At 70.2% G+C, this 12,781-nt stretch carries 8 protein-coding genes; 6 read left to right on the top strand and 2 right to left on the bottom strand.

Annotation, left to right across the window (positions count from 1 at the left end; translation table 11 throughout):
* Positions 1-2: 2 nt before the first annotated feature.
* The 3 genes from AB0I03_RS00635 to AB0I03_RS00645 are packed head-to-tail and all read left to right on the top strand — an operon-like array spanning position 3 to position 5,375.
* Positions 3-1,247 (top strand): DUF58 domain-containing protein, encoded by a 1,245-nt coding sequence (locus tag AB0I03_RS00635; protein ID WP_360404136.1) that lies wholly within the window; start codon positions 3-5, stop codon positions 1,245-1,247.
* Positions 1,244-3,598 carry a transglutaminaseTgpA domain-containing protein gene (locus AB0I03_RS00640; RefSeq protein ID WP_360404139.1) on the top strand — a complete coding sequence of 785 codons (2,355 nt, stop codon included), beginning with the start codon at positions 1,244-1,246 and terminating at the stop codon, positions 3,596-3,598. Before AB0I03_RS00635 ends, AB0I03_RS00640 begins: the two co-directional genes overlap by 4 nt.
* A 10-nt stretch (positions 3,599-3,608) precedes the next feature.
* Positions 3,609-5,375: a DEDD exonuclease domain-containing protein gene (locus AB0I03_RS00645; protein WP_360404142.1), complete on the top strand. Its 1,767-nt coding sequence runs from the start codon at positions 3,609-3,611 to the stop codon at positions 5,373-5,375.
* 89 nt (positions 5,376-5,464) lie between these two features.
* Here AB0I03_RS00645 and AB0I03_RS00650 read toward each other — a convergent pair whose 3' ends face one another.
* On the bottom strand, positions 5,465-6,661 hold the full coding sequence (locus AB0I03_RS00650) for a hypothetical protein (RefSeq protein ID WP_360404145.1): 1,197 nt from the start codon (positions 6,659-6,661) through the stop codon (positions 5,465-5,467).
* Positions 6,662-7,136: 475 nt separating this feature from the next.
* Between AB0I03_RS00650 and AB0I03_RS00655 the strand changes: the two genes are divergently transcribed.
* The 3 genes from AB0I03_RS00655 to AB0I03_RS00665 all read left to right on the top strand — a co-directional run bounded on the left by AB0I03_RS00655 (position 7,137) and on the right by AB0I03_RS00665 (position 10,296).
* The gene (locus tag AB0I03_RS00655; protein ID WP_360404148.1) at positions 7,137-7,517 is read left to right on the top strand and encodes a hypothetical protein; all 381 of its coding nucleotides are present in this window, start codon (positions 7,137-7,139) and stop codon (positions 7,515-7,517) included.
* A gap of 223 nt (positions 7,518-7,740) precedes the next feature.
* On the top strand, positions 7,741-9,399 hold the full coding sequence (locus AB0I03_RS00660; RefSeq protein WP_360404151.1) for an HD domain-containing protein: 1,659 nt from the start codon (positions 7,741-7,743) through the stop codon (positions 9,397-9,399).
* A 120-nt stretch (positions 9,400-9,519) separates the two neighbouring features.
* Entirely contained in the window at positions 9,520-10,296 is a 777-nt protein-coding gene (locus AB0I03_RS00665; RefSeq protein WP_360404154.1) for a hypothetical protein, read from the top strand.
* 253 nt (positions 10,297-10,549) lie between these two features.
* Here the strand turns inward: AB0I03_RS00665 and AB0I03_RS00670 are convergent, their stop codons facing one another.
* Positions 10,550-12,280, bottom strand: coding sequence for a DUF222 domain-containing protein (locus AB0I03_RS00670; protein ID WP_360404157.1), 1,731 nt, complete (start codon positions 12,278-12,280; stop codon positions 10,550-10,552).
* Positions 12,281-12,781: the final 501 nt, after the last annotated feature.

A 12,781-nucleotide genomic window follows, 5' to 3' on the forward strand; every position in this document is an offset into this window, starting at 1 on the left:
GCGTGGAGCTCACCGGGCGCGGCAAGACGCTGCTGGCGGTGAGCGTGGTCGTCGGCCTCGTCGCCCTGCTGGTGGGCGAGGGCGACCTGCTGCGCGCGGCGCTCCTGGCGCTCATCGCGCCGCTGGGCGGGCTCGTCCTGCTGCGGTGGGCGCGCCCCTCGCTCGAGTCGAACCGGGTGCTCAACCCGCCGCAGGTCGAGGCGGGGCAGCCCACGCAGGTGCGGCTGGGCATCCAGAACACCGGGCGGGGCCGCCCGCCGGCGCTGATGCTGGAGGACCGCATCCCCTACCGGCTCGGGAACCGCCCGCGCCTGGTCCTGGAGCGGCTCGCGCCCGGCGCGCGCAGCGTCGTGAACTACACGATCACGCCGGGGACGCGCGGCGCGTACGAGCTGGGGCCGCTGACGGTCCGCACCTCGGACCCGTTCGGGCTGGCCGTCTCGGTGCAGGAGTTCCCGCTGACGACCGAGCTCATCGTGACCCCGCGCATCCAGCCGCTGCGCAGCCTCCTGCTGCCGGGCGGGGCCGGGATGTCCTCGGGCGAGTCCGCGGCGCACGCGGTCGCGATCACCGGCAACGACGACATCGCCGTGCGCGAGTACCGCCACGGCGACGACATGCGGCGCGTGCACTGGAAGGCCAGCGCGCACCGCGGCCAGCTCATGGTGCGCCGCGAGGAGCAGCCGTGGGAGAACAACGCGGCGCTCCTGCTCGACGTGCGCCGCGGCGCGCACCGCGGGGAGCTCTCGAGCTTCGAGTGGATGGTGGACGCGGCCGCCTCCGCGACGGTGCGGCTCTCGCGCGACGGGATCGACCCGTGGCTCATCACCGCGCACCGCGACTTCGAATGCCGCCAAGGCGATTACAGCCAGGCGATGCGCTACCTCGCGACCGTGGCCGCCGCCCCCGAGGCCCCGATCTCGCACCTGGTCGAGAAGGCGCAGCGGTCCCGGTCGGTCTCCGGGATCGTCGCGTTCCTCGGCCACCTCAGCGCCGAGGAGGCCACCACGCTGGGGCGGCTCGCCAAGCGCGGCGGGGCCTGCACGGCGCTCGTGGTCGACCCGGTGCGGTGGATCCCGAAGGCGGCGACGAGCCGCCCCGACCCGCGGGAGCGGGCGTTCGCCGAGCAGCACGTCGCGGCCGTCTCGGCCCTGTCGAACGCCGGCTGGCAGGTGATCCCGGTGGTCGCCGGAACCGAGCTGCGCCGGGTGTGGACCCGCCTGGGCGCGTGGAGGACTCTCACATGACCGGACAGCGGCACGCCACGATGGTCGCGGCGGCCACCCTCGCCCTGACGCTGACGCCGCTCATCGGCATCTTCGAGGGCGTCGGGTGGACCGTGCCGGTGCTGCTCACCATCACGGTGATCGCCACCTGCGGGTCGCTCATGCGCGCGGCCGGGCGCGGGCAGGGCCTCCAGACCGCCGCCATGTGCGCCGGGCTCCTGGTCGTGCTCACCGCCGGCTTCGGCGACGGCACCGCGTTCCTGTTCGTCATCCCGCTGCCGGCCACCTTCGAGCACTTCGGCTACCTCGCGAACGACGGCATCGCGGGGATCGTCACGAACGCCCCGCCCGTGGCCGCCGAGGGCGGCATCCTGTTCCTCACCCTCCTGGGTATCGGGCTCGTCGCGATCCTCCACGACATGTTCGTGGTCGGCCTGCGCACCCCGGCGCTGGCCGGGCTCACGCTCCTCACCATGTACCTGGTGCCGGTCTCGGTCGCGCCGGACGCCACGGCCTGGTTCTGGTTCATCCTCCCGGCCGTCTCGTACCTGTGGCTCCTCGCCGACGACAACCTGCGGCGCGTCTCCGCGTTCGGGCACCGCTTCACCGGCGCGGGCCAGCTCGTCTCGCAGCGGTTCCCCTCCCCGATGGCGCGCACCGCCCGCTGGTCCGCGCTCGGGTTCATCGTGATCACGCTCCTGGCCCTGACCGTGGTGCCCACCAACACCTCCGGGTTCATCGACCGCGTTGCCGAGGACTTCGAGGGCGGCGGCGACGCCGGGCTCGGCGACGTCAACCCGTGGGCGCAGCTGTCCGGGTCGCTCAACCAGCCCGAGGAGATCGACGTCCTCCGCGTCTCCACGGACGATCCGAACCCGCGCTACCTGCGCATGCACGTCCTCGACGAGCTCACCTCGGACGGCTTCGGCCCCAACGACTACGAGGAGGGCGGCTCGCTCGGCGACCTCAGCGCCGAGGGGTCGGAGGTGTACACCGCCGAGATCGAGAACCTCGCCCTGCGGGCGCCGGTCCTGCCCGTGTACGGGAACCCGGCCGGCGTCGAGGTCGACGGCGACTGGGCCGTCGACGACGACACCGGCGTCATCATCGGCGACGGCTCCGACATGGGCGACGTCGACTCGTACTCGTTCACCTTCACCGACGAGGCGCCCGACGCCGCGGAGCTCGCGGCCGCCGCCGGCATGGACCCCGGCGACGAACGGTGGGAGGACAACACCTCTCGCCCGGACGTGCCCGAGATGTCCGACATCGTCGAACGGGAGCTCGGCGGCGCGTCCACGGTCCACGAGAAGGTCCTCGCCGTCCTCGACTACCTGTCGGTCTCCAACGGCTTCCGGTACTCGCTCCAGACCACCGACGCGGGCAACGACGAGGCGATCCTCGACTTCCTGGCGACCCAGGAGGGCTACTGCCAGCAGTACGCGGCCGCCATGGCGTGGATGCTGCGCGAGGCCGACGTCGCCGCGCGCGTCGTCATCGGCATGGCCCAGGGCGAGCGCGACGGCACCGAGTGGATCCTCACCAGCCACGACTACCACGCCTGGGTCGAGGTGTACTACGAAGGGCCCGGCTGGGTCACCTACGACCCGACGCCGGTCGGGGGCGTGCCCGGCGCGGTCTCGTTCCCGTGGGCGACCGAGCCCCCGCCCGAGGACGAGCCGACCCAGGACCCCGGCGCGACGGCCGACCCGTCCGCCGACCCCAGCGAAGCGCCCAGCACCGCCGCGCCCGACCCCACGGGCGGCGTCGAGACGCCCACCGGCGGGCCCACCGCTCAGGCCGGCGACGGCGGCTCCGGCGGCGGCTCCGGCTTCGACCCCGCCTGGCTGCTCCTGCTGCCGCTCGCGGCCCTCCCGTTCGTCCCGGCCCTCTGGCGCGGGCTCCTGCGCCGCTCCCGGCTGCACCCCGCGCGGATCACCGCGACGACCGCGTGGGACGAGGCGCTGGACCTCGCCCTCGACTACGGCGTGGGCATCCCCGATTCGCTCACCCCCCGGCAGGCCGCCGGGGTCCTCGCCCAGGCCGCCCCCGACGCCCGCGAGGCGGCCGCCGCGCTCGGCGCGGCCATGGCCCGCCACCGGTACTCCACGCAGCCCGCCGACCCGGCCGGGCTCGGCGACGCCGTGCGCGACCTCCACTCCGAACTGGACAAGCGCGCCGAGCCGCGCCGCCGCTACCGGGCCATGTTCTGGCCCGCGTCGCTCCTGGCGACGCTCACCGCCAAGCAGGCCGAGGAGAGCGCCCGCCTCGCCCGGCGCTCCGCCCGCGCCACCGACCGCGTGCGTGCGGCGGTGCGGCGGCCGCGACGTTCGAACAACCGCAAGGACCGGTCTGTCACAGGTCGCCCTTAAGGTGGCGCACATGTACAGAAGCGGCGCTGCGAGCGACGGTGCACTCACCGACGGCGCATCGAACGAGGGCGGTTTCACCCAGCCGACCCTCGACAGCCTGGGGACCCCGCTCGCCGAGGTGACCTTCTGCGTCGTCGACCTCGAGACCACCGGCCTCGCCGCGGACGCGTGCGGCATCACGGAGATCGGCGCGGTCAAGGTCAAGGGCGGCGAGGTCATCGGCGAGTTCGGGACTCTCGTCAACCCCGGCGAGTCCATCGACCCGCGCGTCACCCGCCTCACGGGCATCACCGACGCGATGGTCGCCGACGCCCCCGGCATCGAGGCGGTCCTCCCCTCGTTCCTGGAGTTCGCGCGCGGCGCGACCCTCGTCGCCCACAACGCGGGCTTCGACATCGGGTTCCTGCGCCACGCCTGCGAACTCACCGACACGCGCTGGCCCCGCCCGCCGGTGGTCGACACCGTGGTCCTGGCCCGGCGCCTCACCGAGAAGAGCGAGGTCCCCAACCGCCGCCTCGCCACCCTCGCGCGGTTCTTCGGCTCGCCGGTCACCCCGAACCACCGGGCCCTCGACGACGCCCGCGCCACCGTCACCGTCCTCCACGGCCTCATCGAGCGCGCCTCCGGGCACGGGGTGACCACGGACGCCGAACTCGCCGAGTTCTGCCGCGCCATTCCCTCTGAGCTGCAACGGCGCAAGCGCCACCTCGCCGACGGGCTCCCGCACTCCCCCGGCGTCTACATCTTCCGCGACGCCGACGACCGGGCGCTCTACATCGGCGTCTCCGTCGACGTCGCCGCCCGCGTCCGCAGCTACTTCTCAGCCGCCGAGCAGCGCCGCCGCCTGCGCGACATGCTCGCCTCGGCCGAGCGCGTCGAGGTCGTCGAATGCGCCCACCGGCTCGAGGCGGGCGTCGCCGAACTGCGGCTCATCTCCGGCGGCAAGCCGCCCTACAACCGGGCCGCGAAATTCCCCGAGCACCGCTCCTGGGTGCGCCTCACCGACGAGCCCTACCCGCGCCTCCAGATCTCGCGCAACCCGCCCGGCCCGGGCACGCCGCGGCTCGGCCCGACCTCCGGCACGCAGGCGCAGGCGGCGATCAGCGCGATCGAGGCGGCCCTGCCGATCCGCTCGTGCCGCACCCGCCTGTCCCCCAAGCGGATGTCGCCCACGTGCGTGCTCGGCGAGATCGGGAAGTGCGTCGAGCCGTGCCGCCACAGCGTGAGCGTCGAGGAGTACACGGCAGTCGCCGAACGCGCGGCCCGCGCCATGGACGGCGACCCGGCCCCCATCGCCGCGGCCGTCACCGAGCGCCTCGCCGAGCTCGCGGAGGCCGAGCGCTTCGAGACCGCCGCCGAGCGCCGCGACGAACTCGGCGCCTACCTCCAGCTCGCCGCCGCCACGCACCGCACCAGGAGCCTCGTGGCGGCCGGGGAGATCGTGGCCGCGGGCCGGGCCAAGGGCGGCGGCTGGGAGATCGCCGTGATCCGCCACGGCCTGCTCGCCGGGGCCGCCCGCACTCCGCCCCGGGCGGACCCGATGCCGCACATCGCGAAACTGCGCGATACCGCCCGCGTCGTCGACCCGGTCGACGACGTCGCCGACGCCGCCCACGCCGCCGAGACCCGGCTCCTCCTCGAATGGCTCGCCCGCCCCGACGTCCGGCTCGTCATGGTCGAGCACGCGTGGGCCAGCCGCCTCGACGGCGCCGAACGCTGGAACGGCGCGATCCCCCACGACCCGTCCCCGTGGCGCCGCTCCAACGGCGAACGCTGAACCGTCGCAGGCGTGCCGGACCCCAACGGCGCCATGGTGTTCGGGTGCCGTGCCGGAACCCGGCCCGGCGGGCACGGCACCCCCGGCCCTTAACCGCCGAGGACGTCCTGGGCGCGGTCGAGCGCGGTCCGCATCTCGTCCTGCCAGGCGTAGAGGTCCTGCTCCAGCGCCTGGTACCGCTCCGCGAGCAGCTCCTCCCAAGCGGTCGCCGCCGCTTCGCGGAAGCCGGTCTCGTCACCGCACTCGGCGAAGTCGACGGCCATCTCGATCTCGTACTCCCGCTGGCCCTCGTAGTCCTCCGGCATGTCCTCCGGGTGCTCGGGCATCCCGGGGATGGTCTCGCCCTCCATCAGGCCCACGAGCTCCTCGCGGTGGTACACCAGCAGCCAGTAGTCGGCGACCGGCAGGTTGCCGCCGTCGTCGAAGGTCCAGCCGGTGTGGCCGCGCTCGGACACGCAGTCCAGGAACGCGCTCCCCGGTTCGGCGATGCGGCCGCCGTACTCGACGCGGTTCTGGTTGTGGAACTCGTCGCCCAGCGGCGATTCGGGCCGGAACGTCCAGGTCACGTTCCCCTCGTCGTCCTCCGACCGCTCCGGCTCCCCGTAGAGCGCCTCGATCATCGCCAGTTCGCACCCGCCGGGGCGGATCTCCTCCGAGGCGTCCTCACCGAAGTCCAGCTCCCCGTCCTCGCCGCCGGCGGGCCCCTCGGCCTCCATGTCCTCCAGGTCCGCCGCGGGGTTGAGGAACGACTCGCCGTAGACCGCGCCCTTCTCCTCGCCGTAGTAGGCGAGGTACCACTCGTACCGCTCGTCGGGGCTCAGCGCGTCCCACTCGCCGTTCTCGGGCGGGACCCACTCCTCGGGCGCGCCCTCCTGGAGCGACGCGAAGTAGTCGGCGGCCTCGGGCGAGCCCGCCGAGTCCTCCGTCGTGGTCCACTGGCCGAAACCCCAGGCCTGGGCGTCGGCGGCCTCGGGGAGGTAGATCGCGTGCGGGTAGTAGTCCACGAGGGTGGAGCGCTCGGTCGCGGGCGGCATCGCCAGCTTATTCTGGTCGTGGACGGTGAAGCCCTGGTCCTCCATGCACTGCTGGATGATCCGGGCCTCGGCCGTGTAGAGCTCCGCTTCGAGCTGCGCGCTCTGGTTCAGCGCCTCGAGGACGTCGGCGCTGCCCACGGCCGGTTCGCTCGCAGCGTTCGCGTCGCGTTCACCTTCGCCCGAATCCGTGCACGCGGCCAGAGCGGCCGCAGAAAGCGCGGCCAAGGCCAGTGATGCGGCTCTCTTCTTCATTGATTCGACTCCTCGTCGATGCGGGTTGCGATCAATTGATTGACGCATACCGTACTTGATCGAGTTGCATCCGCACTCCTTTGAAGATGCTTTCTTTCGCCACTGGGGACACATCGCCAACTCTCGTTACACTGCTGCATATGGACATCACGCGCGTTCAGGGGCCCGATGACCTCGTTGCGCACGCGTGTTCACTAGGACCCCAAAGAGAATCGCGGATGTCGCGTATTTGACACAACCGGTTCCGCCGGTGTTAGCCGCCGATCTGGAGAATGATCAAGAGCACTACCTCGGCAAGCGCTATTCCGCACCGCGAATTCACTTCCATATATGTCGATTTGCTTATGCAAAACTGATCTTGCGAGTTCCCCTAGCATGAATGGCGTCGAGTCCAAATCGGGCGGACAACGGCGATCAGCCGGGGCATCGGCCCCGGCGACCCCGCCGCCGCCCACCCCAACCAAAGGACCACGAAATGCGCATCCGCAAGATCACTCTCTCCCTCGCACTCGCAGTCGGGATGCTCCTGAGCGTCTTCGCCGCGACCAGCCCCGCCCTGGCGGCGCCGACCGCCGGCTCGGCAGTCTCGACCACCGAGGCGGCAACGGCCGACGACGTCCAGGCCGCCGCGTGCTACTACCGGGTGACCTCCGGCCCGGTCAACGTCCGGACCGACCCCTACACGACCGCCACCTCCGTGGGCCACGCGCAGCAGGGCGCCATCCTGACCAGCTACTCGTGCGGTTGGGGCCACTACGGCTCCTACAGCTCGTGCGGCGGGGGTGACACCTGGCAGGTGATCACCTACGGCGGCGTCTCGCGCTGGGTCGCGAAGCGCTGCATCACCCAGATCTAGTCATCGCTGGAAGCGGGGCACCGGGCCGGGCGGCCCGGTGCCCCGCGCCCTTGCGGCGCCCGGAACTCTGAAACCCGACAGCTCCTAGTGTCGACTTCAGCGCGGATTCGTTGTACATCTAGAATGCGGTCAACCTTGGGCATCGGAGGCTTTCATGTTGCGCGCATTGCTTTCGGCTACTCGCTCTGCCAAACCTGACGATCCGTGGGACCTCGCGGGGAAGGTGGCGCAGCTCGAGGCGGCCCACCGTGCGCACTACGAGCAGCCCGACATGCTCCTCGTCCGCCGCGCCTACCGCATCGCCGAGCAGATGCACCGCGGGCAGGCCCGACGCTCCGGCGAGCCCTACATCACCCACCCGATCGCGGTCTCGACCATCCTCGCCGAGCTCGGCGTCGACACCGCGACCATCGCGGCCGGGCTCCTCCACGACACCGTCGAGGACACCAGCTACTCCCTCGAAGCGCTCCGCGGCGACTTCGGCGACGAGATCGCCGTGATGGTCGACGGCGTCACCAAGCTCGACAAGATCCACCTCGGCTCCGCCGCCGAGGCCGAGACGTTCCGCAAGCTCGTGCTCACCGCCGGGCGCGACATCCGCGTCATGGTCATCAAGCTCGCCGACCGCCTCCACAACATGCGGACCATCAAGTTCAAGAAGCGCCCCAGCCAGATCCGCATCGCCGAGGCCACCAAGGACGTCCTCATCCCCCTGGCCGACCGCCTCGGCCTCTACGTCATCAAGCGCGAACTCGAGGACATCGTCCTGGAGACCCTCGAACCCGAGGTCTTCCAGCGCATCCGCGAGCACCTCGGCTCCGACACCGACCGCAACCGCCAGGTCGCCGTCATCGCCCCGCAGGTCCGCCGGGCGCTGCGCGAGTTCAAGGTCGCCGCCCGCCTCCTCGACCGGCCCCGGCACCCGTACTCGATCTACCGCGAGATGCAGAAGCACCCCGGCACCGGCCCGGCCGACCCGCCGCGCCTGGTCATCGTCGTCGACGGCCCCGCCACCGACTGCTACGCCGCACTCGGCGCCATCCACAAGCTCTGGAAGCCCATCGGCGGCAAGTTCCGCGACCTCATCGCGGCCAAGAAGTTCAACCTGTACCAGTCGCTCCACACCGCCGTGGCCGGCCCCGGCGGCAGCCCCGTCGAGTTCCTGATCCGCACCAAGGAGATGCACGAGACCGCCGAGGTCGGCATCGTCGCCGGCCTGCGCCAGTCCGGCGCCAACCCGGTCGAGATCCAGCTCCCCTGGCTCCAGCGCCTCCTCGAGTGGCAGAACGAGGTCGCCGACTCCGGCCAGTTCCTCGACTCCCTCCGCTGCGACCTCGCCGACCAGGACATCCTCGTCTTCACCCGCGACGGCGAGCAGCTCATGGTCCCCAAGGCCTCCACCCCCGTCGACGTCGCGTACTGCTCCGGCCCCTCCAAAGGGCACCGCCTCATCGCCGCGTACGTCAACGGCGAGATCGCCCCCCTCGCCCAGAGCCTCCGCGACGGCGACACCGTCGAGCTCGTCCTCACCAACGAGCAGCCTTACGGCCCTTCGAAGCAGTGGCTCGAGCACGCCAAGACCCCCGAGGCCCAGCTCCACATCAACGACTGGTTCGGGGCCATCGAGGACGTCGACTCCACCGGCGAACTCCCGATCATCCCCATGCAGCGCTTCGAAGACGAACTGAAGGCCGGAAAGAACCGCCTGTGGCGCTCCCTGATCGCCCGCGGGCGCGGACTCTCAGGGGAACAACCACTCCACGGTGTCGCCTCGTCTCTGGGCTTCCCGGACCTCGACTCCATGTACCTCGCCCTCGCCCGCGAGAAGCTCGACCCCGACGAGCTCGCCGACAAGCTCATCACCACCGTCGACCGCTTCTGACCGCGCTCGATCCCGCTTCAAGGTCCTTTCAGGTCCCATCGACTGCGGCCGCATAGGCTACGCTCGTACACCGAAGCCCCTGGCATTCGACCCTTCACTTCGCTCCTTCAAGCCCCTTGAGTGCGCGCCAAGCACTTCGCATCCCATCGGAGCTCTGCCCCTGTGGATTTCATCCCCAACTTCATTTCGATCCTGCTGTTTGCGCTCCTCATCAGCGGATCCGTGTACATCGGCCTCCGCCTGCTGTTCCGGTCCGAGGACTCACCACGGACGAAGCGAGCCATCAAGATCACGGTCCTCATCACCCTGCTGGTCGCCTACGCGACCCTCGGTTTCGCCAACCACGGCTCCGAGACTGCGGAGCCGGTCCCCAGTAGAGGAACCCTCACACTTGAAACGGACGTCGAACTCGCGGTCTCAGTTGAAGTAGACGGCTGGCAGGACGCCTTCGCCGAGTACGGGCTCACATGGCCCCCTCCCGGAGAACTCAGCACGTCCGGAGGAGGTCGGCAGATCATCGGTTCGATCACCGGAACGTTCACGGACGCCGGGCTCACCCGTGAAGCCGCCATCGGCGTGGGAGGAGCGGGCGTCACCGGCTTCAATTGCGTCGTCCAAGGAGTCAAAGACCAGGCTGCGACCGAATCGTTCTTCCAAACCTGCTGGACAGCGGCGAAGATCGAGGGTGCCGACATTGCACTCGGCAGCCGGTGGGTGGCGGAGGCCGTCGACTCCATCTACAACCCTGCGCACGAGGCGGACATCAACCGGCTCAGCGAAACCGTATGCCCAGCCGAACTCACCATGCTGTCCGTCGGCAGTTCCGAAGCGGCCCAGTCGCTCACCTTCAGCATCCTGCCCTCCCCCACTGAGTGTGAAACGGCGACCAGCGACTAACCCGGCAACAATCAGGAGCCCGAGGAACCCGGCCCTCATCTGGGTGGCGGCAACGAGGATGTGCCGAGGGTCAAGCCTGACCTTGGCAGCGACGCTTGCAGTTCGGCTTGGCAGTGACAAAGAGGTGGGCGAGAGCGGGGTTGGGTGCTTCGGCTTCCCGGTCTCGATGGTCTGCGGTTCGAGCGGGCGGCGACAACGGGTGAGTGCGGGGTTCGGGTTCGCTTCCAGCCGAGCGGTCTGACGCGATCGGGGTTCAAACCGGCAGCGACAACGAGGTGGGCGTGGGACCTGCTCTCTGTTCGAGCCGGAGGTCACAGCTGCCCCTGGTCCAGGCGGGCGGCGACAGGAAGGTGCAGGCGGGGGTCGCTTTTCGGCCTCGGGCATGCTGAGGGGCCCGACCCCTCCCGGGATCGGGCTGCGCTGCTTGGTGTTGCGGCGCTTCCCCCAGCGGTCGCCCGCTGGGGCAGCCTAAGACCGGGACCGGTGACTGACTCCCGAACTTCTCTCTGCATCTTGCTTTCGCCGCCCGCATCGCTTTGATGGACCGGTCGCGTTCGGTCATCTCGGCGAAGCCATCCAGTTCGGGCTTCATTACTTCGGACCATTCCGAGCGGTAGAGCCCGGTCGGGAACACGTCCCAGTCAGTGTCTTGGTGTTCGGTGTCCATGTCCGCATCGGTGCGCCAGTCGGAGCAGCCGCACCCAGCCGTGTCGGTGGGGGCGCTCGAGGTGGCGGAGCCTGCGTGGTCGTGGTGGGTGATGACTGCCTGGCCCGGACCGGTCTTCTCCACGCTCCAGCCAGCGGTGTGAACACGGCCGTGATGGAACCGGCACAGCAGGATCAAGTTCTCCGCGACAGTTGCGCCGCCGTCGGCCCAGTGAGTGATGTGGTGCGCTTCGGTCCACGCGACCGGCCGCGAACAGCCGTGCCAGGCGCACCCTTCGGGTTGTTCGAGTTCGAGCTTGCGGCGGAGGGCGGTGTTGGGCAGGCGCAACGCCCGACCCAGTTCGACGGCCTCACCGGACTGGTAGTTGAAGACCGAGGGGATGACACCGGCTTCACAGGCGAGGAGGCGGGCGCGGGCGACCGAGATCGGCTGGCCTTCCAGGAGGGGCAGCCGACCGGTGTCCTTGCCCTGCAAGGTCTCGATGTCCACGGTCAGGTCGAGGGTGGCGGTGTGCCCGTGGCGGGTCGCAGCTTGGGGCGAGGAGCCGTAGCCGGCCAGGAGCTGGTGGAGGGCTTCGGCGTGGCGGTTCGCCTGAGGAGGAAGCAGGCCGCCTTCATCCTCGGTGTCCTGGTCTTCTTGGCGCGGGGGCGGGCAGGCGGTCTTCAGGTACTTGTCCAGGAGACGGCCGGTCGCCTCGGAAAGGGTGCCTTCCAGGGCCCACATGCCGTTGCCCTGCGGGGTCAGTTCGAGGCGTTGGAGGGACTGCTCACCCAACTCGTCGAAGAGTTCGGTCTCGTCGGCGATGGCGGCCCAGAGCTCGTCGAGGTGGCGGCGCAGTTCCTTGAAGGAGGCGTGGGTGCAGTACTGGGCCACCATCGCTTCGGGAGTGGTGCACTCGACCGAGGCGTCGAAGGGGGAGGGGATCGGTGCCCGGAAGGGGGTGCGGGCGAACAGGCGCATGGCCGGGGTCTGGTCGAGCTGGCGGACGGCGTAGGCGACCTGGTCGATTCGGGCCCTGCCCGTCGTTGCCGCTTGAGCGAGGAGGCGGAACTTGCCGGAGAGGCGGGCGATCGCGGCGATGTCAGCAGCAGTGCGGTTGTGGAAGTCGAACTGTGAGGCCAGGAGATCGCGCAGGGCCGAGTACCCGAACTCGGAGCGGTGGAGGTTCGTCTCCTTCATCTCGATCACCGAGGAGAGGACTGCCGCGTGCTGGGCGTTGATGAGGGCTGCTGCGTCATCGAGAGCGATGCGGATGGCTGCGGCGCGGGCGGAACGGTCGGAGGCCAGAGGGGGGAAGGAGCTGAGGGTGTTGGCCATCTGGCACCCTCCTCGAATATCCGGTTGATTTCGCCTGCTTGTACTGCATCAAGCATAGATGGGACGAGAGTGTGATGCCATCACCTAATCGGGTGAATGTTTGATGTTTTTGCAGTTCAATGGCACCGTCATTCGCGGTCGGGCGTGTCCGCCGGCCCTGGCCGGGGCGTTGTGCCAGCGCCCGAGTCGGACCCCTCGCGGGCGCACCGGGGATCGAGTCTGATGCGGCAGTCCGACCCGTGGCAGCTCAGACCTCTTGTCGCCGCCAGTTTGAACGCCGACTCGAACGGTCCGCAAGCCGAAGACCGCCCAAATAACCCCGTACCCTTGTCGCCGCCAGATTGAACACCGACATGACCGCCCCGGGAAGCCGAAGGACCCGCCCGAAGGGACCCCTACCGTTCAGGCACCGCCGGCACTAAATCCGATCCCGCACGGCCGCAAGGACACCACCAGTTCCGATCGGCAGCACGCACGCCAATGCACGCAAAGCGAAAGCGG

The sequence above is a fragment of the Glycomyces sp. NPDC021274 genome (genome assembly GCF_040641195.1).
Lineage (GTDB): Bacteria > Actinomycetota > Actinomycetes > Mycobacteriales > Micromonosporaceae > Glycomyces.